28 protein-coding genes are annotated in these 26345 nt (G+C 69.7%); 23 read left to right on the plus strand and 5 right to left on the minus strand.

The window, feature by feature from the left end:
• Positions 1-6 precede the first annotated feature (6 nt).
• The 4 genes from AC1PLR_RS13935 (at position 7) to AC1PLR_RS13950 (ending at position 2707) form a co-directional block, all read left to right on the plus strand.
• Positions 7-453: a hypothetical protein gene (locus AC1PLR_RS13935; RefSeq protein ID WP_481101368.1), complete on the plus strand. Its 447-nt coding sequence runs from the start codon at positions 7-9 to the stop codon at positions 451-453.
• Entirely contained in the window at positions 450-1103 is a 654-nt protein-coding gene (purN, locus tag AC1PLR_RS13940) for a phosphoribosylglycinamide formyltransferase (RefSeq protein WP_481101369.1), read from the plus strand. Before AC1PLR_RS13935 ends, purN begins: the two co-directional genes overlap by 4 nt.
• Positions 1104-1166: 63 nt before the next feature.
• Positions 1167-2021: a DUF3108 domain-containing protein gene (locus AC1PLR_RS13945; protein ID WP_481101370.1), complete on the plus strand. Its 855-nt coding sequence runs from the start codon at positions 1167-1169 to the stop codon at positions 2019-2021.
• Positions 2022-2023: 2 nt separating this feature from the next.
• Complete coding sequence (locus AC1PLR_RS13950) at positions 2024-2707, plus strand: DUF3108 domain-containing protein (RefSeq protein ID WP_481101371.1); 684 nt, start codon at positions 2024-2026, stop codon at positions 2705-2707.
• 402 nt (positions 2708-3109) lie between these two features.
• On the opposite strand, the gene AC1PLR_RS13955 is transcribed toward AC1PLR_RS13950, so the two are convergent.
• Genes AC1PLR_RS13955 through AC1PLR_RS13965 form a run of 3 tightly spaced genes read right to left on the minus strand, consistent with a single transcriptional unit; the run spans position 3110 to position 4984 of the window.
• Positions 3110-3424 (minus strand): hypothetical protein, encoded by a 315-nt coding sequence (locus AC1PLR_RS13955; protein WP_010344096.1) that lies wholly within the window; start codon positions 3422-3424, stop codon positions 3110-3112.
• Positions 3421-4695, minus strand: a complete 1275-nt coding sequence (gene murA / locus AC1PLR_RS13960; protein WP_148827760.1) for a UDP-N-acetylglucosamine 1-carboxyvinyltransferase — start codon at positions 4693-4695, stop codon at positions 3421-3423. Before murA ends, AC1PLR_RS13955 begins: the two co-directional genes overlap by 4 nt.
• Positions 4696-4741: 46 nt before the next feature.
• Positions 4742-4984 carry a BolA family protein gene (locus tag AC1PLR_RS13965; protein WP_267086070.1) on the minus strand — a complete coding sequence of 81 codons (243 nt, stop codon included), beginning with the start codon at positions 4982-4984 and terminating at the stop codon, positions 4742-4744.
• A gap of 52 nt (positions 4985-5036) precedes the next feature.
• On the opposite strand from AC1PLR_RS13965, the gene AC1PLR_RS13970 reads away from it, so the two are divergent.
• The 18 genes from AC1PLR_RS13970 (at position 5037) to AC1PLR_RS14055 (ending at position 21103) form a co-directional block, all read left to right on the plus strand.
• The gene (locus tag AC1PLR_RS13970; protein ID WP_481101372.1) at positions 5037-6038 is read left to right on the plus strand and encodes a KpsF/GutQ family sugar-phosphate isomerase; all 1002 of its coding nucleotides are present in this window, start codon (positions 5037-5039) and stop codon (positions 6036-6038) included.
• A gap of 88 nt (positions 6039-6126) precedes the next feature.
• Entirely contained in the window at positions 6127-6675 is a 549-nt protein-coding gene (locus tag AC1PLR_RS13975; RefSeq protein WP_017910666.1) for a KdsC family phosphatase, read from the plus strand.
• Complete coding sequence (gene lptC / locus AC1PLR_RS13980; protein ID WP_481101373.1) at positions 6672-7238, plus strand: LPS export ABC transporter periplasmic protein LptC; 567 nt, start codon at positions 6672-6674, stop codon at positions 7236-7238. Before AC1PLR_RS13975 ends, lptC begins: the two co-directional genes overlap by 4 nt.
• On the plus strand, positions 7216-7800 hold the full coding sequence (lptA, locus tag AC1PLR_RS13985) for a lipopolysaccharide transport periplasmic protein LptA (protein WP_481101374.1): 585 nt from the start codon (positions 7216-7218) through the stop codon (positions 7798-7800). The genes lptC and lptA overlap by 23 nt, the downstream gene beginning before the upstream one ends.
• Entirely contained in the window at positions 7800-8519 is a 720-nt protein-coding gene (gene lptB / locus AC1PLR_RS13990; RefSeq protein ID WP_019799410.1) for an LPS export ABC transporter ATP-binding protein, read from the plus strand. Before lptA ends, lptB begins: the two co-directional genes overlap by 1 nt.
• Before the next feature lie 43 nt (positions 8520-8562).
• On the plus strand, positions 8563-10026 hold the full coding sequence (locus tag AC1PLR_RS13995; RefSeq protein ID WP_481101375.1) for an RNA polymerase factor sigma-54: 1464 nt from the start codon (positions 8563-8565) through the stop codon (positions 10024-10026).
• A gap of 50 nt (positions 10027-10076) precedes the next feature.
• Positions 10077-10394 carry a ribosome hibernation-promoting factor, HPF/YfiA family gene (gene hpf, locus AC1PLR_RS14000; protein ID WP_010344105.1) on the plus strand — a complete coding sequence of 106 codons (318 nt, stop codon included), beginning with the start codon at positions 10077-10079 and terminating at the stop codon, positions 10392-10394.
• A gap of 21 nt (positions 10395-10415) precedes the next feature.
• Positions 10416-10868 carry a PTS sugar transporter subunit IIA gene (locus AC1PLR_RS14005; RefSeq protein ID WP_481100317.1) on the plus strand — a complete coding sequence of 151 codons (453 nt, stop codon included), beginning with the start codon at positions 10416-10418 and terminating at the stop codon, positions 10866-10868.
• Complete coding sequence (gene hprK / locus AC1PLR_RS14010) at positions 10865-11815, plus strand: HPr(Ser) kinase/phosphatase (protein ID WP_019795906.1); 951 nt, start codon at positions 10865-10867, stop codon at positions 11813-11815. Before AC1PLR_RS14005 ends, hprK begins: the two co-directional genes overlap by 4 nt.
• Positions 11812-12690, plus strand: coding sequence for an RNase adapter RapZ (rapZ, locus tag AC1PLR_RS14015; protein ID WP_010344108.1), 879 nt, complete (start codon positions 11812-11814; stop codon positions 12688-12690). The genes hprK and rapZ overlap by 4 nt, the downstream gene beginning before the upstream one ends.
• A gap of 145 nt (positions 12691-12835) precedes the next feature.
• Entirely contained in the window at positions 12836-13228 is a 393-nt protein-coding gene (locus AC1PLR_RS14020) for a PTS sugar transporter subunit IIA (RefSeq protein WP_010344109.1), read from the plus strand.
• Positions 13221-13490 carry an HPr family phosphocarrier protein gene (locus AC1PLR_RS14025; RefSeq protein ID WP_010344110.1) on the plus strand — a complete coding sequence of 90 codons (270 nt, stop codon included), beginning with the start codon at positions 13221-13223 and terminating at the stop codon, positions 13488-13490. Before AC1PLR_RS14020 ends, AC1PLR_RS14025 begins: the two co-directional genes overlap by 8 nt.
• Positions 13491-13548: 58 nt before the next feature.
• Positions 13549-15255 (plus strand): phosphoenolpyruvate--protein phosphotransferase, encoded by a 1707-nt coding sequence (gene ptsP, locus AC1PLR_RS14030; protein ID WP_481101376.1) that lies wholly within the window; start codon positions 13549-13551, stop codon positions 15253-15255.
• 366 nt (positions 15256-15621) lie between these two features.
• Positions 15622-16980 (plus strand): magnesium transporter, encoded by a 1359-nt coding sequence (gene mgtE, locus AC1PLR_RS14035; protein ID WP_010344112.1) that lies wholly within the window; start codon positions 15622-15624, stop codon positions 16978-16980.
• A gap of 177 nt (positions 16981-17157) precedes the next feature.
• A complete protein-coding gene (locus AC1PLR_RS14040; RefSeq protein ID WP_209229518.1) occupies positions 17158-17976 on the plus strand; it encodes a carboxylesterase family protein in 819 nt (272 codons plus the stop codon).
• 90 nt (positions 17977-18066) lie between these two features.
• On the plus strand, positions 18067-18807 hold the full coding sequence (locus AC1PLR_RS14045) for a tetratricopeptide repeat protein (protein ID WP_481101377.1): 741 nt from the start codon (positions 18067-18069) through the stop codon (positions 18805-18807).
• Between the two features lie 315 nt (positions 18808-19122).
• Entirely contained in the window at positions 19123-19575 is a 453-nt protein-coding gene (locus tag AC1PLR_RS14050) for a hypothetical protein (RefSeq protein ID WP_420009384.1), read from the plus strand.
• A gap of 259 nt (positions 19576-19834) precedes the next feature.
• Complete coding sequence (locus AC1PLR_RS14055) at positions 19835-21103, plus strand: arsenic transporter (protein ID WP_481101378.1); 1269 nt, start codon at positions 19835-19837, stop codon at positions 21101-21103.
• Between the two features lie 393 nt (positions 21104-21496).
• Here AC1PLR_RS14055 and AC1PLR_RS14060 read toward each other — a convergent pair whose 3' ends face one another.
• Positions 21497-22873, minus strand: a complete 1377-nt coding sequence (locus tag AC1PLR_RS14060; RefSeq protein ID WP_481101379.1) for an amino acid permease — start codon at positions 22871-22873, stop codon at positions 21497-21499.
• 502 nt (positions 22874-23375) lie between these two features.
• Between AC1PLR_RS14060 and AC1PLR_RS14065 the strand changes: the two genes are divergently transcribed.
• Complete coding sequence (locus AC1PLR_RS14065) at positions 23376-23858, plus strand: hypothetical protein (protein ID WP_019801155.1); 483 nt, start codon at positions 23376-23378, stop codon at positions 23856-23858.
• 150 nt (positions 23859-24008) lie between these two features.
• Here AC1PLR_RS14065 and AC1PLR_RS14070 read toward each other — a convergent pair whose 3' ends face one another.
• Positions 24009-26264 carry a methyl-accepting chemotaxis protein gene (locus AC1PLR_RS14070; RefSeq protein ID WP_481101380.1) on the minus strand — a complete coding sequence of 752 codons (2256 nt, stop codon included), beginning with the start codon at positions 26262-26264 and terminating at the stop codon, positions 24009-24011.
• Between the last annotated feature and the right edge of the window lie 81 nt (positions 26265-26345).

Consider the following 26345-nt stretch of genomic DNA (forward strand, 5'->3'; position numbering starts at 1 on the left):
CCGACGATGTCGCTGCCACCGCCTCTTCCCGCACGCGGCCACCCCGACACCGAGGTGGCGCGCGCCAACTTCGACTTGAACACCCTGTCGACCTTGTATGGCGTGATGGCGGGAATGCAGATGGTGGCGATGCTGCTGGTGGGCGCCGTCCTGGCCTATGGCGTGCACGAGGAGGCGCAGCTCAACGCCGTCGGCCAGAGCCCGGACGAGGCCCAGGGTGGCGTCGTCGCGATCGCGATGCTGTCTTTCCTGCTGGGCGTCATCCTGCTTTCCCTGGTCCTCAACATCCTGGTAGCGCAGGCCTTGCGCCAGCGTCGCCGGCTGCGGCTGTGCTACGCCGGCGCCGCGATCACCTGCTTCGGCTTCCCGCTGGGCACTGCGCTGGGCATCGCCACCTTGCTGACGCTGCAACGCCCCGCAGTGGACGCCCTGTTCCGGAACCCTGTCCGATGACGCTTCGCCTCGCCGTGCTCGCCTCCGGCCGCGGCTCCAATCTGCAGGCCATCCTCGCCGCGATCGCCGCCGGCACCCTGGATGCCGAGGTGGTCGGGGTGTTCGGCGATCGCCCCGAGGCGCCGGCGCTGGCGATGGTCGCGCCGGACCGCCGCTGGGCGGCCCAGCCGAAGACCTTCCCCGATCGCGCCGCGTTCGACCAGGCGCTGGGCGACGCCGTCGCGGCGGCGCAGCCGGACTGGGTGGTCTGCGCCGGCTACATGCGCATTCTCGGCGCCGGCATCGTGCAGCGTTTCGGCGGACGCCTGCTCAACATCCACCCCTCGCTGCTGCCCAAGTACCGCGGCCTGCACACCCACGCCCAGGCCTTGGCGGCCGGCGACGACGAGCACGGCGCCAGCGTGCATTTCGTGGTGCCGGAACTGGATGCCGGCGCGGTGATCGCGCAGGTACGGGTGCCGGTGCAGGCCGGCGACGGCCCGGACGACCTGGCGCAGCGCCTGCTGCCGCGCGAGCACCGGCTGCTGTGCGCGGTGCTGCGGCTGGCGGCGGCAGGTCGCCTGGCTGAACGGGACGGCAAGGTGTGGCTGGACGGTCAGTGCCGGTTTAGTCCGCTGCGCCTAGATTGCGACGACGTGCTGCTTCCCTGAATGCGCTGCCGCACCTGTCCGCGGCCCCTCCCCTCTTCCCTCCCGCTCACGCCAGCCGATCCCATGAAGCTCGCTCCGCGTCCGTTCGCCCTCCTCGTCGCGTCCGGCCTCGGCCTGCTGGCGCCCATCGTCGCCGCGCAGGTCGCGCCGGCGCCCGCCGCGCAGCCGGCACCGCAGACCGCCCCGGCTCCGGCCACGCCCGCCACCGGCACCCCTGCGCCGGCTTCCGCCGCCTCGCCGGCGCTGCCCGCCGAGGCCTGGACGCCGCCGCCGCTGCAGCCCTTCGTCGCCACCTACGACGCCCTGTACAAGGGCAAGCCGGCCGGCGACGCGCGCATGGACGTGGTGCATACCGGCGGCGACCAGTGGCGGGTCGACCTGGGCGTGCACGGCCGCAGCGGCTTCGCCAGCATCCTCGGCCTGAACATCGAGCAGAGCACGGTGTTCACCGTGCAGGACGGCCGCTACGTCCCGCAGAGCCAGAGCACGGTCAAGAAGGCGGTGTTCTTCGGCAAGAAGGTCACCGGGGTGTACGACTGGAAGCAGGGCGTGGCGCGCTGGGACGGCGACCTGAAGAAGGACCGGCAGGCGCCGATCCCGCTGCAGCCCGGCGACCAGAGCGCGCTGCTGCTCAACCTCTCGCTGATGCGCGACGCGCAACCCGGCAAGACCATGACCTATCGTTTTGTCGACGTCGGCCGGGTACGCGAACATGTGTACCGCGCCGCCGATCAGACCGAGACCGTGCAGGTCGGCGACATCAGCTACGACGCATTGCGGGTGTCGCGCACCAACGGCGGCCGCAATGAGACCATCCTGTGGATCGCCAACGGCGTGCCGACGCCGGTGCGCATCCTGCAGCGCGAAGACGGCGAAGACCGCATCGACCTGCGCCTGACCGAATACCAAGGAGCCTGACCATGACCCGCATCGCCCACCCGCTGACCGCCCTCGCCGCTGCCCTGCTGGCCACCGCCAGCCTGCCCGCCCTGGCCCTGGAGCCGTTCACCGCGGACTACCAGGCCAGCTACATGGGCATGCAGGCCAACGGCGTGATGACCCTGGCCAAGCAAGGCGGCGACCGCTGGCGCTACAGCCTGGCGATCAAGAACCAGGTCGCCGACCTCAGCCAGAGCACCGTGTTCGAGGAAAAGGGCGGGCAGTTGCGTCCGCTCAGCAGCGACGACCGCTCGGTGTTCCTGATCAAGAAAAAGGCGGTGACCGCCAACTACGACTGGAGCACCGGCCAGGCGACCTGGGGCGGCGACCTCAAGGCCGACCGCCGCGGCCCGGTGAAACTGCAGCCGGGCGACATGGACGCGCTGCTGATCAACCTGGCGATCGCGCGCGACGTCAACGCCGGCAAGACCCCGAGCTACCGCATGGTCGACGAGGGCCGCGCCAAGCCGATGACCTACCACATCGCCGGCAAGGAAGCGGTCACCGTCAATGGCAAGACCGAACAGGCGACCAAGGTCAGCCGCACCGACGGCTCCAAGGAAATCGTGGCCTGGATCGTGCCGGACATGCCGGTGCCGGTGCGCATCCTGCAGCGCGAGAACGGCCAGGACGCGCTGGACCTGACGATCAAGGCGTTGCGCTGAAGAGCCGGGATTGGGGAATGGGGATTGGGGAATCGTGAAAGCGGTTCCCTGGGCGTGATCGTTCCCGTTTGGAGGCTGGGATTAGAGAATCGCAACAGCGGCTTCCCCGCCCGGGTTTTTCCCATGTAGGAGCGGCTTCAGCCGCGACGCGCTGAGCCGGGATTTGGGATTCGGGAATCGCAACAGCAATTCCCTGCCCGTGGTGCTTCCCATGTGGGAGGGGTTTCAGCCCCGACGCGCGGATGCGAATCGTCTTGCGGAAACCAGCTGGCGACTTGCAGCAGACCCCAAGCGGCGCGCGTCGACTCCTATCAACGGCACATGGACCGTGACGACCGACGGACCTTTCTCTACCGCACTCCCCACTCGGGCGCCACCTAGGCGGCGCCCTGCCCCACGCCGTTACTTCTTCTCCGCCGGCGCGGCCTTGAAGGTGGTGCGGCAATCCACGCGGATCTGCGCGCCGGTGCTGCGCCAGTAGAACGTGCTGCATTCGCGCGGGCCGTTCTGGGTGCGGCTGACGCCGACCGCGTAGAACGACTGCCAGATCTCGTCGCGGGTGACCTGGCCGTCGCCGTTCCAGTCCATGTCCCGCTCTTCGATGCCCTGGGTGATGGCGATGCCGGTGTACCAGGCATAGCCGACCCAGGCCAGCAGCACCACCACGATCGCCAGCAACACCTTGCGCCGGCGGCTGAAGCGGCCGCTGAGGATCATGCGACGCGCCGGATGGACGCGCCCAGCGCCCCCAGCTTCTCCTCGATGTTCTCGTACCCCCGGTCCAGGTGGTAGATGCGGTCGATGGTGGTGTCGCCGTCGGCGACCAGGCCCGCCAGGATCAGCGAGGCCGAGGCGCGCAGGTCGGTGGCCATCACCGGCGCGCCGCTGAGCCGCTCGGCGCCGCGCACGATCGCGGTGTGCCCTTCGATCTGGATGTCCGCGCCCAGGCGCAGCAGTTCGTTGACGTGCATGAAACGGTTCTCGAAGATCGTTTCGTTGATCACGCCGACGCCGTCGGCCACGCAGTTGAGCGCCATGAACTGCGCCTGCATGTCGGTGGGGAACGCCGGATACGGCGCGGTGGTCAGGCTGACCGCGCGCGGGCGCTTGCCGTGCATGTCCAGGCGGATCCAGTCCTCGCCGGTCTCGATGCTGGCGCCGGCCTCGGTGAGCTTGTCCAGCACCGCATCGAGGGTGTCGGCGCGCGCGCGGCGCACGGTGACGCTGCCGCCGGTCATCGCCGCGGCGACCAGGAAGGTGCCGGTCTCGATGCGGTCCGGCAGCACCGCGTGGCGACCGCCGGACAGGCGCTCCACGCCGTGCACGACGATGCGCGAGGTGCCGGCGCCTTCGATCTTCGCGCCCAGCGCGATCAGGCAGTCGGCCAGGTCGCTGACCTCCGGCTCCATCGCCGCGTTCTCCAGCACGGTGGTGCCCTCGGCCAGGGCCGCGGCCATCAGCACGTTCTCGGTGCCGGTGACGCTGACCATGTCGAACACGTAGCGGCCGCCCTTGAGCCGGCCGTTGCTGCTGGCCTTGATGTAGCCGTTCTCGACGCTGATCTCCGCACCCAGCGCCTGCAGGCCCTTGATGTGCTGGTCGACCGGCCGCGAGCCGATCGCGCAACCGCCCGGCAGCGACACTTCGGCCGCACCGAACTTGGCCAGCAGCGGGCCCAGCACCAGGATCGAGGCGCGCATGGTGCGCACCAGTTCGTACGGGGCGACGTGCTGGTGGACCTTGCGCGGGTCGACGGTGATCGCGCTGCCGCGCGACAGCGTGCCTTCGTCGATGGTGACTTCCGCGCCCAGCTCGCCGAGCAGCTTCACCGTGGTGATCACGTCGTGCAGTTGCGGCACGTTGGTGATCTCCACCGGCGCATCGGCCAGCAGGGTCGCGCACAGGATCGGCAGCACGGCGTTCTTTGCGCCGGAAATGTTCACTTCACCGTGCAGCGCGTTGCCGCCGGTCACTACGATTTTGGCCATGGGTCTCGTGGGGGAATTGAAAGGGGAGAAACGGGCGCGCGGCGGCTCAGCCGGCGGCGCGCTCGGCCTGCTCGGGGGTCAGGGTGGTCAGGGCCAGCGCGTGGATCGCCCCGCCCATCAACTCGCCCAGGGTGGCGTAGACCATGCGGTGGCGGGCCAGCGGCAGCTTGCCGGCGAAGGCGGCGCTGACCACGGTGGCCTCGAAGTGCACGCCGTCGTCGCCCTGCACCTGCACCTGCGCGTCCGGCAGGCCGGCCTCGATGAGTTTACGGATGGTTTCGGCGTCCACCGGGCTTTCCTCCTAAAATGGTCGGCCATTCTACCCCCCGACCGGCACCCGCATGGATGTATCGCCCCTGTCTCCCACGACACCCGACGACGCCGGCCTGGTCGCCAGCGGCCGCCGCGTGGTCGAGATCGAGCAGGCCGCGCTGGCGGCGGTCGGCGCCCGCATCGGCGCCGACTTCGCCGCCGCCTGCCGGCTGATCCTGGGCTCGCGCGGGCGCGTGGTCGCCACCGGCATGGGCAAGTCCGGCCATGTGGCGCGCAAGATCGCCGCCACCCTCGCCTCCACCGGCACCCCGGCGTTCTTCGTGCACCCTGGCGAAGCCGGGCACGGTGACCTGGGTATGATCACCGACGCCGACGTGGTCCTGGCGCTGTCCTACTCCGGCGAGTCCGACGAGATCCTGATGCTGCTGCCGGTGCTCAAGCGCCAGGGCAACGCGGTGATCGCGATGACCGGGCGCGCGCAGTCCACGCTGGCGCGCGAGGCCGACCTGCACCTGGACGTCAGCGTGCCGGCCGAGGCCTGCCCGCTGGACCTGGCGCCGACCTCCAGCACCACCGCCTCGCTGGCGCTGGGCGATGCGCTGGCGGTGGCGCTACTGGACGCGCGCGGCTTCACCGCCGACGACTTCGCCCGCTCGCACCCGGCCGGCAGCCTCGGCCGCCGCCTGCTGCTGCACATCACCGACGTCATGCACCGCGGCGACGAACTGCCCAAGGTGCGCGAGGACGCCAGTCTCAGCGAGGCGTTGGTGGAGATGAGCCGCAAGCGCCTGGGCATGACCGCGGTGGTGGACGCCGACGACCGCCTGCTAGGGCTGTTCACCGACGGCGACCTGCGCCGCGCCCTGGACAGCGCGCTGGACGTGCGCCAGACCCGCATCGCCGAGGTGATGACCCGGCAGCCGCGCACCATCGGCGCCGACCAGCTCGCCGCGGAGGCCGCACGGCTGATGGAGACGCACCAGATCAACGGCCTGATCGTGGTCGACACGGCCGGCCGCGCGGTCGGCGCGCTCAACATTCACGACCTGTTGCGCGCCAGAGTGGTTTAACAGGCTGAACCCGTTCACTGCCAGGGGCGCCCCACGCCGCTGGCCCTGGCCGCTGGAAAGCCGGCCTCCCCGCCCCGATATCCCGAACATGCCCTATTCCCCACTGGCCGACCTTCCCGCCGACCTGATCGACCGCGCCGCCCGGATCCGCCTGGCGTGCTTCGACGTCGACGGCACGCTGACCGACGGCCGCCTGTACTACGACCGCGACGGCAACGAGAGCAAGGCCTTCAACGTGCTCGACGGCCAGGGCCTGGTGCAGTTGCGCCGGCACGGCATCGACGTGGCGCTGATCACTGCGCGGCCGAGCCTGGCCGCGGAGAAGCGCGGCCAGGAACTGGGCCTGCTGGTGCAGATCGGGGTCAAGGACAAGCGCGCCGGCGTGCAGGCGCTGTGCGACGAGCGCGGCATCGGCCTGGAGCAGGTCTGCTTCATGGGCGACGACCTGCCCGACCTGGCGCCGCTGCGCGTGGTCGGCCTGGCGGTCGCCCCGGCCAACGCGCATCCCTGGACGGCCGAACACGTGCACTGGACCACCCGCGCCCGCGGCGGCGAAGGCGCCGCGCGCGAACTGTGCGACGTGCTGCTGGCCGCACAGGGCCATGTCCCCTCACTGCTGCAGGAGCACGGCGCATGAACTGGCGCACCACCCTCGGCGGCCTGCTGCTGGTCGGGGCGCTGATCAGCGGCTGGTCGGCCTGGAACCAACGCAGCAAGCCGACCCGCAATCCTTCAGACGAAGCCAGCGTGGACTACATCGCCCGCGACTTCGAGATCGTCAGCCTGGACAAGCAGGGCAAGGAAGCGATGACCCTGCGCGCGCCGCAGATGGAACGCAGCCGCGCCGACCAGACGATGTCGATCGTGACCCCGCTGTTCCTGCTGCCCGACGCCAACGGCCAGCACTGGGAAATGCGCAGCAAGACCGGCTGGGTCAGCGCCGACGGCGACGAACTGCGCCTGCGCGGCGACGTCGCCGGCGACAGCCCCAAGGTGCCCAGCATCCCGCCCACTACTTTCCGTACCCAGAGCCTGGACGTCTTCCCGCAGACCAACAGCGCGCGCACCGCCGACCCGGTCACGATGACCCGGCCCGGTATGATGCAGACCGGCGTCGGCTTCCAGGTCGATCTGAAATCCCGGCAGTACAAGCTCCTTTCACAGGTCAAGTCCCGTTATGAACCGAATGCTGCCCGCTAAGCTCGCCCTGCTCGCCCTGCTGCTGCCGTCCCTGGCGCTGGCCAAGTCGACCGACCGCAACCAGCCGATGGACATCAAGTCCGATGCGCAGGACGGCAACATGATGGCCGACGACGGCAAGGTCCGTTTCTTCGGCAATGTCGTCATCATCCAGGGCACGCTGGAGATCCATGCCGATACCGCCGACCTGTTCCGCAAGAACGGCGACATCGATCGCGTCGTGCTGACCGGCAAGCAGGCCACCCTGAAGCAGGAACTGGACGATGGCTCGCCGATGGACGCGGTCGCCGACAACATCGACTACAAGGTGCCCACCGACACGGTGATCCTCACCGGCAACTACCGCATGACCTCGCCCAAGGGCACCAATGCCGGCCAGCGCATGGTCTACAACACCAAGACCGGCGACATGCAGGGCGGCGGCGACGGCACGCGCGTGCACACGGTGATCCAGCCGAAGAACGCCGGCGCTGCTCCGGGCGCCACGCCTGCCAACGGCGCCAAGCCCGCCGCCAAGCCGGCCGCGGCACCCGCCAAGCCGGCCAAGCAAGGAGGCCAGTGATGCTGCTCGCCGAAGGCCTGCGCAAGCGCTACAAGCAGCGCGAAGTGGTGCGCGACTTCGCGCTGACCCTGGAGGCCGGCGAAGTGGTCGGCCTGCTCGGCCCCAACGGTGCCGGCAAGACCACCTGCTTCTACATGATCGTCGGCTTGGTCGACGCCGATGCCGGGCGCATCGTGCTCGACGGCAACGACATCACCGCGTTACCGATGTACAAGCGCGCCAAGCTCGGCGTCGGCTACCTGCCGCAGGAACCCTCGGTGTTCCGCAAGCTCAGCGTCGCCGACAACATCCGCCTGGTGCTGGAACTGCGCGAGGATCTGGATGCCGCCGGACAGGAACGCGAACTGGTGGCGCTGCTGGACGAACTGCAGATCAGCCACGTCGCCGACCAGCTCGGCGCCAGCCTCTCCGGCGGCGAGCGCCGTCGCTGCGAGATCGCCCGCGCGCTGGCGGCCAAGCCGCGGCTGATGCTGCTCGACGAGCCCTTCGCCGGCGTCGACCCGATCTCGGTCGGCGAAATCCAGCGCATCGTCACCCACCTCAAGCAGCGCGGCATCGGCGTGTTGATCACCGACCACAACGTGCGCGAAACCTTGGGAATCTGCGACCGGGCGTATATCCTCAACGAGGGCAGCGTGTTGGCGCAGGGGGCGCCGGAAGCGCTGCTGGCCAACAGCGACGTGCGCCGCGTCTACCTCGGGGAAACCTTCAGGCTCTGACCGCGCACGCGCCGGCTACGCTCCTTCCGCGCTCGGTACAGGCATGAAAGCACGGCTGCAGACATCGCTGGGACAACACCTGGTCATGACGCCGCAGTTGCGGCAGGCGATCAAGCTGTTGCAGATGTCCAGCGCCGAGCTGGAAGTGGAGATCGCCGAGGCGGTGGAGAGCAATCCGCTGCTGGAATGGTCCGAGGACGCCGCACCCGCGTTCGAACGCGGCGACGCCGCCGATCAAGGCCACGACCACGACCACGCAACGTCCGAGACGCGCAGCGACGGCGATGGCGACCGCGGCGAATCCGCGCCGGCCAGCGACGGCGCCGACTGGGCCGACGCCGAGCCGGCCTGGGCCGGCGGCAGCGGCGGTTCGTTCGACGACGACGACCTCGGCAGCGCCGCAGAGCGCGTGGCCGAGCCGGACACCCTGATCGACCACCTGCTGTGGCAGCTGCACCTGTCGCCGCTGTCGGCGCGCGACCGCAGCATCGGCGCGGCGCTGATCGACGCGCTCGACGACGACGGTTACCTGCGCGAGCCGCTGGCCGCGATCGCCGAGACCCTGCGTCCGGACATTGCCGCCGAGGAGGACGAGATCCTCACCGTGCTGCACCAGATCCAGCGCTTCGACCCGGCCGGCATCGCCGCGCGCAGCCTGGGCGAGTGCCTGACCCTGCAGTTGGACACCCTGCCCGAGGACACGCCGGGCCTGGCCTTGGCCCGCATCATCGCCAACGGTCCGCTGGAGCGGTTGCCGCGCAGCGGCGTGGCCGGGCTGGCCCACGAACTCAAGCGTCCGGCGGCGGAGGTCGACACCGCGGTCGCGCTGCTGCGCTCGCTGGATCCGCGCCCGGGCAAGCAGATCGGCGAACTGGGCAGCGACACCTACGTGGTGCCGGACTGCGTGGTCTGGCGCCAGCGCGGGGTGTGGCATGCGGCGCTGTCGGCGCACGCCCAGCCCAAGGTCACCATCCACCGCGGCTACGAGCGGCTGATCCGCCAGTGCGGCGAAAGCGACGCCGGCTACCTGCGCGGCCAGCTGCAGGAAGCGCGCTGGCTGTTGAAGAGCCTGGAGGCACGCGGCGAGACCCTGCTCAAGGTGACCCGGTGCCTGCTCAAGCAGCAGGCCGGCTTCCTGGAGTTCGGCGAACAGGCGCTGCGGCCGCTGACCCTGCGCGAGATCGCCGGCGAGCTGGGCCTGCACGAAAGCACCATCTCGCGCGCCATCGCCCGCAAGTACGTGCGCACCCCGCGCGGCACCATCCCGCTGCGCGCCTTCTTCGCCTCGGGCATCGACACCGACAGCGGCGGCGAGGCGTCCAGCACGGCGATCCAGGCGATGATCCGGCGGCTGATCGAGGCGGAAAATCCGCGCAAGCCGCTTTCTGACGCCAAGCTGGCCGACCTGCTGAAAAGTGCCGGCGTGCCTGTAGCGCGCCGCACCGTGGCGAAGTATCGTGAGGCCATGAACATTTCCGCCTCCCACGAACGCGTCCGGATCGGCTAGCGGCGGCGGCGATGGTTCATAGGTGTGAAACCCGAACCAAGGAGTATCCGATGCGTATCGAGACCTACGGCCAGCAGATCGAAGTCACCCCCGCCCTGCGCGAGTATGTGGAGACCAAGCTGCAACGGCTGAAGCGACACTACGAGGAAACCATCGAGGTCCGCGCCCAACTGGCGCTGCGCAAGCCCGACCACCATGTCGAGGCCACCGTCAATGTCCCCGGCCGCACCCTGCACGCCGACGCCAGCGCGCAGACCATGTACGCGGCGATCGACCTGCTCGCCGACAAGCTGGACCGGCTGATCATCAAGCACAAGGAAAAGAAGCACGACCACCATGCGGCCGAGGTGCGCGACAATCTCGCGTGATCCTCCCCACGTTGCGCCGCCATGCCCTTGACCGATCTGATGGCGGCCGTCAGCACCCAGGTGCTTGCGGCCGCCGATCGCGACACCCTGCTGCACACCGCCGCCGGTCTGCTGGCCTGCCAGCAGGCCGGCGCCGATGAACTCTTCGCCAGCCTGCGCGAGCGCGAGCAGCTCGGCAGTACCGCCATCGGCCATGGGATCGCCATCCCGCACGGCCGCGCGCCGGACCTGGACGCCCCACGCGGCGCCCTGCTGCGCCTGCAACAGCCGATCGATTTCGACGGCCAGGGCACCCTGGTCGACCTGATCTTCGCCATGGCCGTGCCGGCGCATTACACCCACCAACACCTGATGCTGCTGTCCGAACTGGCCGAGCAGTTCTCCATCGCCGAATTCCGCGACGCCCTGCGCAACGCGCCGGACGCCGCCGCACTGTATGCGCTGCTCGGCGGCGCGCCACGGGCCGCCGCATGAACACCAGCATCGACGCACGCGAGCTGTTCGACCAGCAGCGCGACCGCCTCGGCCTGCGCTGGATTGCCGGGCACAAGGGCGAACACCGGGTGCTGGAGGCCGGCAATGCGGTCTCGCGGCGTCCGTCGCTGGCCGGCTACCTCAACACCATCTACCCCAACAAGGTGCAGATCCTCGGCACCGAGGAACTGGCCTGGCTGGACTCGCTGGACGCGCGCCAGCGCTGGGAGACCATCGAGAAGATCGTGCAGGTGCGGCCGCTGGCACTGGTGGTCACCAAGAACCAGTCGTGCCCGGAGGACCTGCGCGCGGCCGCCGACGAATCCGATACACCACTGTGGGTCTCGCCCAAGCGCGGCCACGAGCTGCTCAATCACCTCTCCTACCACCTGGCCCGCACGCTGGCGCCGCGGGTGATCCTGCATGGCGTGTTCATGGAGATCTACTCGATCGGCGTGCTGATCACCGGCGAAGCCGGCTCGGGCAAGAGCGAACTGGCGCTGGAACTGCTCAGCCGCGGCCACCGCCTGGTCGCCGACGACGCCCCGGAATTCACCCAGATCGCCCCCGACGTGCTCGACGGCACCTGCCCGGAACTGCTGCAGGACCTGCTGGAAGTGCGTGGGCTGGGCGTGCTCAACGTGCGCGAGATGTTCGGCGACACGGCTGTAAAGAAGAACAAGTACCTTCGGCTCATCGTGCATCTGACCCGGCCCATGACCGAGCCCACGCCCCACGGCTACGAGCGCCTCACCGGCGATTCCGGCACACGCCACGTGCTGGACCTGGACGTACCGCTGATCACCCTGCCGGTGATGCCCGGACGCAACCTGGCGGTGCTGACCGAGGCCGCCACGCGCCTGCACATCCTGCGCACCAAGGGCATCGATCCGGCGGCGATGTTCATCGCCCGCCACAGCAACCTGCTGGAGCGGCGCAATCCATGACCGCCGGTGCCAACACCTCCACCCTGGTCATCGTCAGCGGCCTGTCCGGCTCCGGCAAGTCGGTGGCGCTGAAGACCTTCGAGGACCTGGACTACTACTGCGTCGACAACCTGCCGGTGGAACTGCTGCCGGCCTTCGTCAAGAGCCTGGTGCGCGAGGACGCCGGCCCCAGCAAGCTGGCGGTGGGCATCGACGTGCGCAGCCGCCACAGCGACCTCACCCAGCTCTCGCGCTGGCGCGAGGCGGTGGCGCAGTTCGGCCTGGATGCGCGGCTGCTGTTCTTCGACGCCAACGACGAGGCGCTGATCAAGCGCTACGCCGACACCCGCCGGCGTCATCCGCTGTCGCATCAGGGTCTGTCGCTGCCGGAGGCGATCGAGCGCGAGCGCGCCCTCACCGAGCCGCTGCGCGAGGCGGCCGACGCGGTAATCGACACCAGCACGCTCAACGTGCACCAGTTGCGCCGGCGGGTCACCACCGAGTTCGCGCTGTCCGCCGAGAACACCTTGTCGCTGCTGTTCGAGTCCTTCGCCTACAAGCGCGGGGTGCCGGCCGAGGCGGATTTCGTGTTCGATGCGCGGGTGCTGCCGAATCCGCACTGGGATCCGGAGCTACGCCCGATGACCGGCCGCGACAGCGGCGTGCGCGAGTACCTGGACGCGCAACCGGACGTGCAGCGCTACACCGCGCAGCTGATCGACTTCCTCGACACCTGGCTGCCGCGGCTGCGCAACGACACCCGCAGCTACGTGACCATCGCCTTCGGCTGCACCGGCGGCAAGCACCGCTCGGTGTACCTGGCCGAACGCCTGGCCCGCCACGCCCGCGAACAGGGCTGGCCGGAAGTGGCGACCTTCCATCGCGAGCAGGATTGATCGAAACGCCGGGATTCGGGATTGGGGATTCGGGATTGGCAAAAGCGGCATTGCTCTGGCGCTTGCGAATCCCCAACCCCGAATCCCCGATCCCAGCTCCCCACAGGCATTCCCTGCGCCCTGCCTGACCTGTTAACGTTCTCCCATGGCCTGTGGCATTCTCCTCATCACCCACCCTGGGATCGGCGCCGCGCTGCTGAGCGTGGCGACCCGGCTGTTGCGGCAATTGCCGCTGAAAACCGAAGCGTTCGACGTGCCGTTCGATGCCGACCTCGACGCGCTGCTGCCGCAGGCGTCTGCGGCGTTGCGGCGGGTGGACGATGGCGATGGCGTGCTGGTGGTGACGGATCTGTACGGGGCCAGCCCGAGCAACCTCGCCGCACGGCTGGCGCGCCTGGGCACGCCGGTGCGGCGCGTCTCGGCGCTGAGCCTGCCGATGCTGCTGCGGATCATGAACTACCCCGAACAAGGACTGGAGCAGTTGCCCGCGACCGCCGCGGCCGGCTCGCGCAACGGCGTGGTGATCGACGATGCTTGAACGCGAACTGCTGGTCTCCAACCGCCTCGGCCTGCATGCCCGCGCCACTGCCAAGCTGGTGCAGACGCTGTCCTCGTTCCGCTGCAATGCCACGCTGGCGGCCAAGGGCCGCGAGGTCAACGCCAAGAGCATCATGGGCGTGATGCTGCTGGCCGCCGCGCAAGGCACGCCGGTGACGGTGCGGGTGGACGGGGCCGACGAAGCCGAGGCGCTCAAGGCCGTGGTCGACCTGTTCGAGCGGCGCTTCGACGAGGACAGCTGAGCATGCGCCGCCGGCGGCCGCAGGCAGGGACGCGGTGCCGCCGCACGGGGCACGCGCGATGAGCGTGCGCATCGCCGGCCATGGCGCCTCGCGCGGCAATGCCCTGGGCCGGGCGCGGGTGCGCCTGCCGCATGCGCTGGAGGTGGCCGAGCAACGCATCGGCGCCGCGCAGATCCCCGAAGAACTCGATCGCCTGCACCGCGCGGTGGACGCCGCGCGCGAGGAAATGCACGGCCTGCGCCAGCGCCTGCACGGCGCCCTGGCCAAGGAGGTCGGCGAATTCCTCGACCTGCACGCGCTGCTGCTCGACGACCCGGAACTGCTGCACGGCCTGGACGAACTGATCCGCACCGGCCGCTACAGCGCCGACTACGCGCTGCGTCTGCAACGCGACCGCCTGGCGACCGTGTTCGACGACATGGAAGACGCCTACCTCAAGAGCCGCATGGACGATCTGGACCATGTGATCGGGCGGATCCATGCGTTCCTGCAGAAGCGCCAGCCGGACAGCGAAGGCCTGGCTGGCGAGATCCTGGTGTGCGAGAACGTGGCGCCGTCGGAACTGGCGCAACTGCAGGCGCAGGGCGTGGTTGGCATCGTCACCAGCGCCGGCAGCACGCTGTCGCACAGCGCGATCCTGGCGCGCAGCCTGCACCTGCCGCTGGTGGTCGGCGTCGCCGACGCGCTGCAGAAGATCAACGACGGCGACGTGCTGATCGTCGACGGCACCCAGGGCGCGGTGCTGGTCGACCCGACCCCGGACGACCTGCGCGACTACCGCAGCCGCGTGCGCGAGCAGGCCAGGCTGCAGCGCGGCCTGAGCAAGCTGCGCTCCAAGCCCAGCCGCACCCGCGACGGCGTGGACATCACCTTGCTGGCCAACGCCGAGTCGCGCGACGACGTCACCCGCGCGCATGCGCTGGGCGCCGACGGCCTGGGCCTGTACCGCACCGAATTCCTGTTCCTGCAACGCGACGCCCTGCCCGACGAGGAGGAACAGTTCCACACCTATCGCGACGCGGTGCTGGGCATGAGCGGGCGGCCGGTCACCATCCGCACCCTGGACCTGGGCGCGGACAAGGCCGATCGCACCGGCCTGACCATGAGCAATGAAGAAAACCCGGCACTGGGGCTGCGCGGCGTGCGCCTGTCGCTGGCCCGGCCCAAGGTCTCGGACACGCAGTTGCGTGCGCTGCTGCGCGCCTCCGCCTACGGGCCGGTGCGGGTGCTGGTGCCGATGGTCAGCGCGCGCGAGGAACTGCTGGCGATGCGCCGCCATCTCAAGCGCATCGCCGCGCAGTTGCGCCGCGACGGCCACGCCATCGCCGAGCAGGTGCAACTCGGCGCGATGATCGAGGTACCGGCGGCGGCGCTCGCGCTGGACACCTTCATCGACGTCATCGACTTCCTGTCGATCGGCACCAACGACCTGGTGCAGTACCTGCTTGCCGCCGACCGCAACAACGAGGCGGTGGCCGAGCTGTATTCGCCGCTGCATCCGGCGGTGCTGCGCCTGATCGCGCAGGTGATCGCCACCGGCCAGGCCCACGACAAGCCGGTGGCGGTGTGCGGCGAGATCGCCGGCGATCCGGCGCTGACGCCGATGCTGCTGGCGCTGGGGCTGCGCGAATTCAGCCTGCACCCGGCGACGATGCTGGAAGTGCGCCAGGTGATCCGCGACACCGACCTGCAGGCCCTGCGCCAGCGCGGCACCAAACTGCTGCAGGCCCGCGACCGCAAGGGCATCGAGCGTTGGCTGGCTTGAGAGCCGGGATTGGGGATTGGGGATTGGGGATTGGGCAGGATGTCCTTCCTCTGATCGCGCAAGCGATTTTCTGAAAGGCGCGCCGCTTGGTCTCTGCGAGCACAGCGCTCTCTCTCGTCAAGAAACCCATCGATCTTCTGTAGGAGCGGCTTCAGCCGCGACGGGCGTTCCCGGGAATGCCGTCGCGGCTGAAGCCGCTCCTACATGCGCAGACGTCCGCATGCGGAAACCCGCGAATCCCCAATCCCGACTCCCCAATCCCCGCCATCCACTGTGCTTCCCGCAACATGCAGGCGATAATGTTGGGATGAACATCTGACCGACCGCGTTTCTCCGGAGCGCGGCCTCACCCGAAGGGAGCAGCGCATGGCCGACGCCGTCCGCCACGACAAGACCGCGCGGCAGCTGCGCATGCTGTCCGATGCGCTGGACAGCGGGCGCCTGGGCCCGGTGCGGCGCCTGGTCAATACGCTGGCGCCGGCCGAGATCGGCAACCTGCTGGAGTCGCTGCCGCCGGGCAAGCGCGAGGTGGTGTGGGGGCTGGTCGATCCGGAGGACGACGGCGAGGTGCTGGTCCACGTCGGCGAGGAAGTGCGCGAGAGCCTGCTCGCGGACATGGACCCGGACGAAATCGTCGCCGCGGTCGAAGATCTGGACATCGACGACCTCGCCAACCTGGTCGAGGACCTGCCGGACACGGTCATCGACGAAGTGCTCAAGTCGATGGACCGCGAGAACCGCGAGCGGCTCGAGCAGGTGCTGTCGTATCCCGAGGACAGCGCCGGGCGCCTGATGAACCCGGACGTGGTCACCGTGCGCGCCGACGTCAATGTCGACGTGGTGCTGCGCTACCTACGCCTGCGCGGCGAACTGCCGGACCACACCGACCACCTGTTCGTGGTCAGCCGCCGCCACCAGTACCTGGGGCGGGTGTCGCTGGCGGCGCTGGTGACCCACGAGGATTCCACCCCGATCAACCGGCTGATCGACGACGAGCAGCCGGCCATCGACGTCGGCGAGGGCGCCGACGAGGTCGCGCGGCAGTTCTCCGACCACGACTGGATCTCCGCGCCGGTGGTGGACGACAACAACATCCTGCTCGGCCGCATCACCATCGACGACGTGGTCGACATCATCCGCGACCAGGCCGAGCACCAGGCGATGAGCGCCGCCGGCCTGGACGAGGACGAGGACCTGTTCAGCCCGGTGCGGCGCGCGTTCCGGCGGCGCCTGCTGTGGCTGACCATCAACCTCGGCACCGCCTTCATCGCCTCCAGCGTGGTCGGCCAGTTCGAGGGCACCATCGCCAAGCTGGTGGCGCTGGCCGCGTTGATGCCGATCGTGGCCGGCATGGGCGGCAACGCCGGCACCCAGGTGCTGGCGCTGATGGTGCGCGGCCTGGCCCTGGGCCAGATCGGCGCCTCCAACGTGATCGTGCTGCTGCGCAAGGAGCTGTCGGTGGCGCTGATCAACGGCCTGGCGCTGGGTATCGGCCTGGGCCTGATCGTGCTGCTGTGGTTCAAGCAGCCGCTGCTGTCGCTGGTGATCGGCTCGGCGCTGACCATCAACCTGCTCACCGCCGCGCTGGGCGGCGTGCTGGTGCCGCTGACGCTCAAGCGCCTGGGCTTTGACCCGGCCCTGGCCGGCGGGGTGATCCTGACCACGCTGACCGACGTGATGGGCTTCCTCAGCTTCCTCGGCCTGGCCACCCTGGTCCTGCTGTAGAACGTGCGCGTGCGCGGCGACTGCACGCGTCGCTGCAGCCACCCCGGCACGACGCGCACGCCGCGCCGGCACGCGCCTTGGCCGCCGGCTGACTGGCGCATGTCCGCCGCCGCTGTCCGGGTTGTCGGAAAGACGCCAAGGCCACGATACTGCGGGCTCACCACCCGAGGGCCAGCCATGTCGATGCGTTCGTTGCTGCTTCTGCTGTGCCTGTCGATGGTCGGCTGCAGCAGTTTGCCCAGCGACCCGGCCACCGGCCACTTCGTCAGCCGCCAGCTCACCCTCGACGGACGCATCTACCGCTACCAGGTGTTCGTGCCGGCGCCGGCGCATCGCCAGGGCCCGGTACCGGTCGTGCTGTTCCTGCACGGCTCCGGCGAGCGCGGCGACGACGGCCGCGACCAGACCACGGCCGGCCTGGGGCCCTACCTGCGCCGCCATCTGGCCGATTTCCCGGCCCTGGTGGTGATGCCGCAGGCGCCCGACGGCGAGGAATGGAACGGTGCCAACGCGACCATGGCGCTGCAGGCACTGGACGACAGCAGCGCCGAGTTCAACGGCGACCCGCAACGCACCTATCTGACCGGCATGTCGATGGGCGGCTACGGCACGTGGGAGATCGCCCTGAAGCAGCCGCAGCGCTTCGCCGCGCTGGTGCCGATCTGCGGCGCGATCCTGTCTCCGCACGAGGACCGCGAGTACCTGGTGGTGACGCCGGTGGCCTATCTGGCCGATCCCTACAGCGCGCTGGCGCAGCGCCTGCGGCACGTGCCGGTGTGGATCTTCCACGGCGCCCAGGACGACGTGGTGCTGCCGCACGACGACCGCAAGATCGTGCGTGCCTTCAAGAACCTCGACGCCGACGTGCGCTACACCGAATATCCGCAGGGCAACCACAACGCCTGGGATGCCACCTACCGCGACCCGAAGATGTGGCAGTGGCTGTTCGCGCAGAAGCGCAGCGACGCCGCCACGCCGACCACCGCCGACAACTGAGTGAGGCGGCCATGCGCTGCGCTTGCCTTGGTGTAACCGGGATGCTTACCTGACAGCGACTTTCCACCACCGTTCGATGCAGGGGGATGCATGCGACACAAGGGGATGCTGCGCGCCACAGTGTGCGCGCTGTTGGCCTGCGCCAGCCACGGCGCAGCGGCACAGGCGCTGACCGAGCCGGTCACCACCTACCTGCAAGGCAAGGCGGCAACCGCACGCCCAGGCGTGGAGTACCGCAAGGACATCGCCACGCTGCAGACACGCCTGGACAGCATGGATGCGGCGGACATCGCCCTGCTGGACCGGATCATCGCCCATTGCGGCACCTGGCAGCGGCCCGGCCTGCGCGTGGTCAGCGTCGCCGACGTGCACGAGTACGAGGCCTACATGGCCGCCCATGACGATGGCCTGCCGACCGAATGGATCGACCTCAGTTGCGCCAACGCGCTGCAGATGCGTGGCTTTGCAGCCGCCGCACAACGCCAGTGGTCGGAGGCGCTGGTATGGCTTGACCAGGCGATCGCGCTCGGGCCGTATCTGTTCTCCGCCTATACCGAACGCGGCTATGCGCTGCGCAATCTCGGGCGCACGGACGAAGCGCTCGCCAGCTATCGGCAGGCGCTGGCGCTGGCCGACGTCTCGCCGCGGGCGCGCGCGGGCCGCGCGATCGCGCTGCGCGGCATCGGCTCGCTGTTGATCGACACGCCGGACAAGGCCGGCGCCCGCGCGGCCCTGCAGCAATCGCTGGAGCTGGAACCCGGCAATGCCGTCGCCCTGCACGAACTGCAGTATCTCGACCATATGGAAGCGGCAGCGTCGCCACCGCATTAGGCCCCGCGCACGCTCCCGCGCATGTCGCGCGACGAGCATGCACGCCTGCGGCGACCGCAACGACGCAGATCTGTGCGCGCCAATGCGCCACGGCCACGTCTGTCGGCTTCGGCCCGGCAGTACGCGCGGCATGCATCGGCGGCCAGCACCACCGCGGGTGCGATCGGGCAGGACGCGGCAAACATGGAGCGCGGCGCGGCAGGCAGGGCGCAGCGGTCCTGCGGTGACGCAGGACAGTCCCCATCGCGCGACGCCATCACCTGTCGGCGATGCGCCAAAGCGCGTACAGTCCGCGCTTTCGCGCACAGGGCCGGCATGGCGACCATTCCTTCCGCATCGCAGACCGCCTTCCACGCCCGCCTGCGCGCCCTGGATGCAGGGGCGGCGACGATCCCCGGTGCGGCGATTCCACCGCTGCTGCTGCCGGCATGCGACCACGATGCCTCTCCCCTGCAGCTCAGCGACAGCGGACGCTGGCTGTTGCAGGTGCTGGACGCACTGGACGCCCTGCACCAGGCCGCGCAGGCCAGCCGCCTGTCCGCCGATGCGCTGCGTCGCGACCAGAAGTTCGCCCCGCCCGGACGGCCGTCGCTGCACCTGGTGCAGTTGCGCCAGCAGCAGGCGGCCGCGCAGCAGGCCGTGCGTCGCGCCAACCAGGCACTGGCCCAGGCCGCCACCGGCTTCGTGCGCAGCGCCGGGCTGACGCCGCCGCCACGGACCGGACCGGTGGCGTTCGTGCAAGGGTGGATCGCACGCCATCTGGGGTAGCGGCACCGCGGTGCCGCGCGGCCCTGGCGTGCAGGGATGTGCGGACAGCCCCGCGACGCATGTCTACGCAAGCTAAACCGCGGGCGCCGGAGCGCCCATGTCGGCCCGGCCTGCACCTGCCCCGCTGCTATCCTGCACGCCCCTCGGACTGCGCTGCCCGACGCCCCATGCCCGTGCCCTCCCCCATCGCCCTCCCCTGCCTCGCCCCAGCGGCCTGTTCGCGCGCGCGCCTCGGCGCCCGTGCCACGGCAGCGGCGGCATGAGCATGCCCTTCGCGCTTACCGCCAATCTCGCCACCTGGAGCATCTGCGCACTGGCCACGGCCGGCGTGATCGCGCGACCGTTCAAGCTGCCCGAGGCGTGCTGGGCGGTGGGCGGCGCGCTGCTGCTGATGGCGCTGGGGCTGATGCCCGGCGGCGAGGCGTGGCAGGCGGTGCTCAAGGGCCTGGACGTGTACCTGTTCCTGATCGGCATGATGCTGCTGTCGGAGACCGCGCGCGCCGAAGGCCTGTTCGACTGGGTGGCGATGCATGCGGTGAACCTGGCCAAAGGCTCGACCCAGCGCCTGTTCGCCCTGGTGTTCGGCGTCGGCATCGTGGTCACCGCGTTCCTGTCCAACGACGCCACCGCGGTGGTGCTGACCCCGGCGGTGTACGCGGCCGCGCGCAAGGCCGGCGCCAAGCCGCTGCCGCTGCTGTTCGCCTGCGCGCTGATCGCCAACGCCGCCAGCTTCGTGTTGCCGATCTCCAACCCGGCCAACCTGGTGCTGTACGGCGGCAAGATGCCGACCCTGGGCGCGTGGATGGCCGCGTTCGCGCTGCCGTCGCTGCTGGCGATCGGGGTGACCTTCGTGATGCTGCGCTGGGCCGAGCGCAAGGACCTGACCGGCCATTGCGCCGCGCGCGTGGACACGGTGCCGCTGACCCGCGGCGGCACCTTCGCCCTGGTCGGCATCCTCGCCACCGCGGTGCTGCTGGTCGGCGTCTCCGCGCTGGGCCTGGACCTGGGCCTGCCGACCTGCCTGGCCGGCCTGGCCACGCTGGGCGTGGTCTGCCTGGGCGGCCGGCAGTCGCCGCTGCCGATGGCCAAGGCGGTGTCGTGGTCGGTGCTGCCGCTGGTGGCCGGCCTGTTCGTGCTGGTGGAGGCGCTGTCGCGCACCGGCGTGATCGGCCTGCTCGCGCGCACCCTGGCCGACGCTGCCGCGCACTCGCCGCAGGCCACCGCCGGCGTCGCCGGCACCCTGCTGGCGTTCGGCTCGAACCTGATGAACAACCTGCCGGCCGGCCTGATCGCCAGCACCACCGTCGCCCAGGCGCAACCGCCGCAGCTGGTGGTGGATGCGCTGCTGATCGGCGTGGACCTGGGTCCGAACCTGTCGATCACCGGTTCGCTGGCGACCATCCTGTGGCTGACCGCGATCCGCCGCGAAGGCGAGGACGTGGGCTTCTGGCGCTTCCTCAAGGTCGGCGCGCTGGTGATGCCGCCGGCGCTGCTGTGCGCGCTGGGCGCGCGCCTGCTGCTGGGCTGAGGAGCGCGCGTGCGCGTCGTGGATCGCCCATGGCGGTCAAGCCCGCGGGATGGGCGCCCAGGCTCCGCCTGCAGCGATCGCGGATCGGTCGCGGTGTCTTCCATCGCAGCGCGTCGCGGCTGAAGCCGCTACTACGCGGGCATCGGACAGCTCGCAGAATTCCCCTGTAGGAGCGGCTTCAGCCGCGACAAGGCCTTACCGCGGACACCTGCCGCGGTTGCTCCATGAAAAGCGACAAGCGCCGCCGCTACGGCGTACACATGACGCGCGCAAAGCCCCCTGTGGGAGCGACTTCAGTCGCGACGCGAGAAGCCCAACGCCGTCCGACACCCTCACGCGCCGGGACTGAAGTCCCTCCCACAACGGCATGCCGCCACCGCTGGAGCGCGCGCCCTACCCCGCGCGCAGCCGCCGCGCCACCCCGCTGACCACGGCGATCACCGCGGTCAGGGCCGCCATCGACAGGAACTGCGTGCGGGTGTCCGGCGAGGCCACCAGCAGGCCGAAGATCAGCGCCAGGATCGCCAGCGCCAGCACGGTGAGCAGCGGGTAGCCGCGCATGCGGAACGGCAGTCGGGTGCCGGCGCGGTCGGCGCGCGCGCGCAGGATCAGCTGCGACAGCAGCGAGATCGTCCACACCAGCAGGCAGGTGGCGCCGACGATGTTCAGCAGCACCGGCAGCACCCGGTTGGGATACAGCAGCTCCAGCACCGCGGCGACGAAGCCGAACAGCACGCTGGCCAGCACCGCCAGCCACGGCACCTGCTGACGACTGGACGCGGCCAGCGCGCGCGGCGCTTCGCCGCGCTGGGCCAGCGAGAAGATCATCCGCGAAGCGCCGTACAGATTGGCGTTGAGCGCCGACAGCAACGCGATCACCGCGATCAGGGTGATGCCGGTGGCGGCGCCGGGGATGTTGGCCACCTGCAGCACCGCGGCGAACGGCGAACTCAGCGCCTTGCTCTGCCATGGCACCACCGCGATGATCACGCTCAGCGAGCCGATGTAGAACACCAGGATGCGCCAGGCGACGGTACGGATGGCACGGGCGATGCTGCGCTCCGGGTCGGCGGTCTCGGCCGCGGCCACCGCCACGATCTCGGTGCCGCCGAAGGCGAACACCACCACCAGCAGCGCCGCGCCGATGCCGGCCAGGCCCTTCGGCGCGAAGCCGCCGTTGCCGGTGACTTTGGACAGGCCCGGCGAGGGAACACCAGGCAGCCAGCCGGCCAGCAAGGCGATGCCGACCAGGATGAAACCGACGATCGCCGCCACCTTGAGGATGGCGAACCAGAATTCGAACTCGCCGAAGTTGCGCACGCCCAGCAGGTTGATCGCGGTGAACGCGGCCATGAACGCGATTGCGGCCGCCGGCACCGGCAAACCCGGCCACACGGTCGCCAGCAGGCCGGCCGCGCCCACCGCCTCGGCGGCGATCACGATCACCAGTTGCAGCCACCACAGCCAGCCCACGGTGGCGCCGGCGGTCGGCCCCATCGCGTCGGCGGCATAGACCGAGAACGCACCGCTGGCCGGCTTGGCCGCGGCCATCTCGCCCAGCGCGTTCATCACGATGATCACCAGCGCGCCAGCGACCAGGTAGGAAACGAGCACCGCGGGGCCCGCCGCGTGCACGCCGACGCCGGAGCCCAGGAACAGGCCGGCGCCGATCGCGCTGCCCAAGCCCATCATGATCAGTTGCCGTGGTTTCAGCGCATGGCGCAGAGCGGGAGCGGCGGCAGGCGGGACAGGCGCGGACGGATGCGGCATCGGCTAGGTCGGGTGCGGAAAACGCGACACGATACAGGCTGACGGCGACGACGTGCGGCTGCGCACGCGTTTGGCCGCTTGCGGCCGCGGATCGGCGCGCCGCAGCGGGATGGCTGCTGCAACGCAGCGCGGATCCGCGCACGCGGTTGCCAGCAACATCGCGCGGGGATGCCGACGGCCGCCTTTCCCTGCAAACGACACGGCGGAACGGCCCAACCCTGCCAATGTACGGAATCACCTTACATCCGATGCCAACGTCATTTCCGCCCATACGGTTGATTTTGCTTGTTGACAGCAATACTAACGTCAGAAATACTGAACTATACGCCTGCAAAGTCTCCTGTTTCCGCACCAGCCGATGAGGGCGAACGCGGAGCCGGGAGGACGGCAGGCGACGACGGACCGGGAGACGGCCCGTTGCGGGCGCTCCGGCCGGAAAGGACCACGGCTGTCGCTCGTCCCATGGCGTACAGGTCCGTACTTCCAGACAAGGAGAGACACCATGATCAAACCGCTGCTGACCCTCACCGTACTGGCGGCTGCGCTGGCCGCGCCCTGCCTGCAGGCCGCCCAGCGCGCGCCGCTCAACGCCGCCGACGCGATCCAGGGCATGGGCGAACGCCTGCCCATCGGCAAGCAGAACGTCAGCCTGTCGCCGCTGTTCAAGGTCTACACGTTCGAGAAGGCCGGCCTGCGCTTCGTGCAGATCAACTCGCTGCAGGACGAGGTCATCACGGTGCTGAGCGCTACGCCCGGCACCGACACGCGGCTGCCGATCGGCAGCGCCGCCGAGGAGCAGATGATCGCGGTCAACGACGCGAAGAACCAGCCGCTGGGCATGGTGACCGCCGCGGCCAGCTGCCCGTGCAACGCCACCGTGGTCTACCGCGATGCCAACACCACCATCGTGGTGGTCTATGACTCCAATGGCCAGTACATCACGTCCTACGTGATCAGCACTCCGCGGGGCACGGCGCCCAAGTAAGCTGACATGTGTGTCTTTGCTGCGTCCTGCAGCGAAGGAAAGTGATTTCACGCACTTGGGGTTACCGCCCCACAGCGTTCGCACGGCGTGACCCCCTTCTATCGGAGGGGGTCACGCACGCTGCAACTCAGCAATGCCAGGCTGACAGGCTCAGAACTCCTGCCAGTCCTTGTCCAGCGCCACCGCCGCGGCGAACGCCGGCGCGCGTCGTGCCGGTGCGGCCGCGGCCAGCGGGCGCGGGCTGCGGGTGGCTGTCGGCACGACAGTCCTGGCACGCGCCTGCACCGGTGCTGGCGACGGCGCAGCAACGGGTGTGCCCTCCAGCTTGAACAGCGCCACAGCCTGGGTCAGCTCCACCGATTGCTGCTCCATCGAACGCGCGGCCGCGGTGGCTTCTTCCACCAGCGCCGCATTCTGCTGCGTGCTTTCGTCCATCTGGGTGACGGTCTGGTTGACCTGCTCGATGCCGGCCGACTGTTCCTGCGAGGCCGCGGAGATCTCGCCCATGATGTCGGTGACGCGCTGCACCGAGGCCACGATCTCCTGCATGGTGCTGCCGGCGCGATCGACCAGCGCCGAGCCCTCGGCGACGCGGGTCACCGAGTCGTCGATCAGCGTCTTGATCTCCTTGGCGGCGTTGGCCGAGCGCTGCGCCAGGGTGCGCACTTCGCTGGCGACCACCGCAAAACCGCGGCCCTGCTCGCCGGCACGCGCCGCTTCCACCGCAGCGTTGAGCGCCAGGATATTGGTCTGGAAGGCGATGCCGTCGATGACGCCGATGATGTCGGCGATCTTCTTCGAGGACGCCTCGATGCCGCTCATGGTCTCGACCACCTGGCCCACCACCACGCCGCCCTGCGAGGCCACCGAGGCCGCGCCGCTGGCGAGCTGGTTGGCCTGGCGCGCGTGCTCGGCGTTCTGCTTGACTGTGGAGGTCAACTCTTCCATCGAGGCTGCAGTCTCTTCGAGGCTGGCAGCCTGCTGCTCGGTGCGGCGCGACAGGTCGTCGTTGCCGGTGGCGATCTCGGTGGCCGCGGCATTGATGCTGACCGCGGCGGTCTGGATGCGGCCGACGATGCCGGTCAACTGGTCGGCAGTGGCGTTGGCGTCGTCGCGCATCCGCGCGAACACCCCGTGGAACTCGCCGTGCATGCGCGCGGTGAGATCGCCGGCGGCGATGGCCTGCAGCAGCGCCGACAGCTTTCCGAGATTGCGATCGCTGACCTCCATCATCGCGTTGAGGTCCTGCACCATCAGCCGGAAATCGTGCTGGAAGTGCGTGGCATCGCCGCGCGTGCTGAAGTCGCCGGCCGCGGCCGACGCGGCCAGGCGCTTGATCTCGGTATTGATCGCCAGCAGGCTGGCCTTGGCCGCGTCCATCGACTCGTGCAGCACCGCGCGGCTGCCGGGCAGGCGACGCGCGTCGCGGCGCAGGTCGCCGTTGGCGTATTCGTTGAGGACGGCGATGGCATCGACGATGGCGTCCAGGTGCTCGAACATCATGGTATTGATGCCCTTGCTCAGCTCGCCGTACACACCCGGGAAGTCCTGCGGCATGCGGTGGCTGATGTCCTTGTCCGCATGCAGTTCGATCATCAACGCGGTTTCGCGGGAGAAGCGCTGCAACTGGGTCTGCATTCCGCCCATCGCGAGCAGCAGGCGGCCAGGTTCGTCGCGTGCGTCGGTGGCCACGTCGTTGTCCAGGCGGCCGGCTGCGATGGCCTCGGCGGCACGGGTGGCGCGATTCAGCGGCACGGTCAGGCTGCGGGTGATCAGCCAGGCCAGCACACTGCTGACCAGCACCACCGCCAGGCCGCCGGCGATGAGCATGGCGCGCCCACGCGCCATCGCCGCCGTTGCGGCCGCATAGGCCTCGTTGCTGCGGGTGGCCTGCAGATCGGCGTAGCGGCCGATCGCGTCCTGCCATTTCTGTGTCAGCGGCGCCGACTTCCCCATCAGCAGGGCCAGTGCCTCATCCGGCTTGTAGTGCATGCCCAGGTCGATGACGCGGTTGTTGACGTCCACGGTCAGCGCGCGGGCGCGATCGACCTCCTCCAGCACGGCCTGGCTCTGCGCACCGCTGGGAATGGCACCCGCCCGATTGCGTGCCGCCTGATAGCGCGCGCGCTGCTCGGTGATGACCTTGGCGAAGCGGATGTTGTCCTCCTGGGAGGTCGGCAGCACGATGTTGCGGACATTGATCGCGACGGCCGAGCTCGCGTTGAGCATCTCGCTGGAAGCACGGATGGCGGCGATGTTGCGTTGGACGATGCCGTCCAGCCGCTCGCGCGCTTGGACCAAGGTCAGCAGCCCGGCAACGACCAGTGCCGAGGACAGCAGGATGAGGAGGCCGAACGCGGTGGCGAGCCGAGCGCCAACGTTGTAGCGCTGAAGGAATGCAATCATGGAGTGGCCTGTCTGGGGGAATGAAAGAGGCGATGGGATCGCCCCGGATCACGCACGACGACGCGATGGCCGTTGTGCGCG

It is taken from the genome of Xanthomonas sp. NCPPB 3570, assembly GCF_056725115.1.

Coding starts and splice junctions, on each gene's coding strand:
- AC1PLR_RS13935 (WP_481101368.1), top strand. CDS start 7: ATGTCGCTGCCACCGCCTCTTCCCGCACGCGGCCACCCCGACACCGAG.
- AC1PLR_RS14020 (WP_010344109.1), top strand. CDS start 12,836: ATGGCCTGTGGCATTCTCCTCATCACCCACCCTGGGATCGGCGCCGCG.
- AC1PLR_RS13975 (WP_017910666.1), top strand. CDS start 6,127: ATGCCCTATTCCCCACTGGCCGACCTTCCCGCCGACCTGATCGACCGC.
- AC1PLR_RS14045 (WP_481101377.1), top strand. CDS start 18,067: ATGCGACACAAGGGGATGCTGCGCGCCACAGTGTGCGCGCTGTTGGCC.
- lptA (WP_481101374.1), top strand. CDS start 7,216: ATGAACCGAATGCTGCCCGCTAAGCTCGCCCTGCTCGCCCTGCTGCTG.
- AC1PLR_RS14055 (WP_481101378.1), top strand. CDS start 19,835: ATGAGCATGCCCTTCGCGCTTACCGCCAATCTCGCCACCTGGAGCATC.
- AC1PLR_RS14025 (WP_010344110.1), top strand. CDS start 13,221: ATGCTTGAACGCGAACTGCTGGTCTCCAACCGCCTCGGCCTGCATGCC.
- AC1PLR_RS13970 (WP_481101372.1), top strand. CDS start 5,037: ATGGATGTATCGCCCCTGTCTCCCACGACACCCGACGACGCCGGCCTG.
- AC1PLR_RS13945 (WP_481101370.1), top strand. CDS start 1,167: ATGAAGCTCGCTCCGCGTCCGTTCGCCCTCCTCGTCGCGTCCGGCCTC.
- AC1PLR_RS14005 (WP_481100317.1), top strand. CDS start 10,416: ATGCCCTTGACCGATCTGATGGCGGCCGTCAGCACCCAGGTGCTTGCG.
- lptC (WP_481101373.1), top strand. CDS start 6,672: ATGAACTGGCGCACCACCCTCGGCGGCCTGCTGCTGGTCGGGGCGCTG.
- murA (WP_148827760.1), bottom strand. CDS start 4,695: ATGGCCAAAATCGTAGTGACCGGCGGCAACGCGCTGCACGGTGAAGTG.
- mgtE (WP_010344112.1), top strand. CDS start 15,622: ATGGCCGACGCCGTCCGCCACGACAAGACCGCGCGGCAGCTGCGCATG.
- rapZ (WP_010344108.1), top strand. CDS start 11,812: ATGACCGCCGGTGCCAACACCTCCACCCTGGTCATCGTCAGCGGCCTG.
- hpf (WP_010344105.1), top strand. CDS start 10,077: ATGCGTATCGAGACCTACGGCCAGCAGATCGAAGTCACCCCCGCCCTG.
- purN (WP_481101369.1), top strand. CDS start 450: ATGACGCTTCGCCTCGCCGTGCTCGCCTCCGGCCGCGGCTCCAATCTG.
- AC1PLR_RS14065 (WP_019801155.1), top strand. CDS start 23,376: ATGATCAAACCGCTGCTGACCCTCACCGTACTGGCGGCTGCGCTGGCC.
- AC1PLR_RS14070 (WP_481101380.1), bottom strand. CDS start 26,264: ATGATTGCATTCCTTCAGCGCTACAACGTTGGCGCTCGGCTCGCCACC.
- AC1PLR_RS13995 (WP_481101375.1), top strand. CDS start 8,563: ATGAAAGCACGGCTGCAGACATCGCTGGGACAACACCTGGTCATGACG.
- AC1PLR_RS13950 (WP_481101371.1), top strand. CDS start 2,024: ATGACCCGCATCGCCCACCCGCTGACCGCCCTCGCCGCTGCCCTGCTG.
- AC1PLR_RS13955 (WP_010344096.1), bottom strand. CDS start 3,424: ATGATCCTCAGCGGCCGCTTCAGCCGCCGGCGCAAGGTGTTGCTGGCG.
- AC1PLR_RS14060 (WP_481101379.1), bottom strand. CDS start 22,873: ATGCCGCATCCGTCCGCGCCTGTCCCGCCTGCCGCCGCTCCCGCTCTG.
- AC1PLR_RS14050 (WP_420009384.1), top strand. CDS start 19,123: ATGGCGACCATTCCTTCCGCATCGCAGACCGCCTTCCACGCCCGCCTG.
- ptsP (WP_481101376.1), top strand. CDS start 13,549: ATGAGCGTGCGCATCGCCGGCCATGGCGCCTCGCGCGGCAATGCCCTG.
- lptB (WP_019799410.1), top strand. CDS start 7,800: ATGCTGCTCGCCGAAGGCCTGCGCAAGCGCTACAAGCAGCGCGAAGTG.
- AC1PLR_RS14040 (WP_209229518.1), top strand. CDS start 17,158: ATGTCGATGCGTTCGTTGCTGCTTCTGCTGTGCCTGTCGATGGTCGGC.
- hprK (WP_019795906.1), top strand. CDS start 10,865: ATGAACACCAGCATCGACGCACGCGAGCTGTTCGACCAGCAGCGCGAC.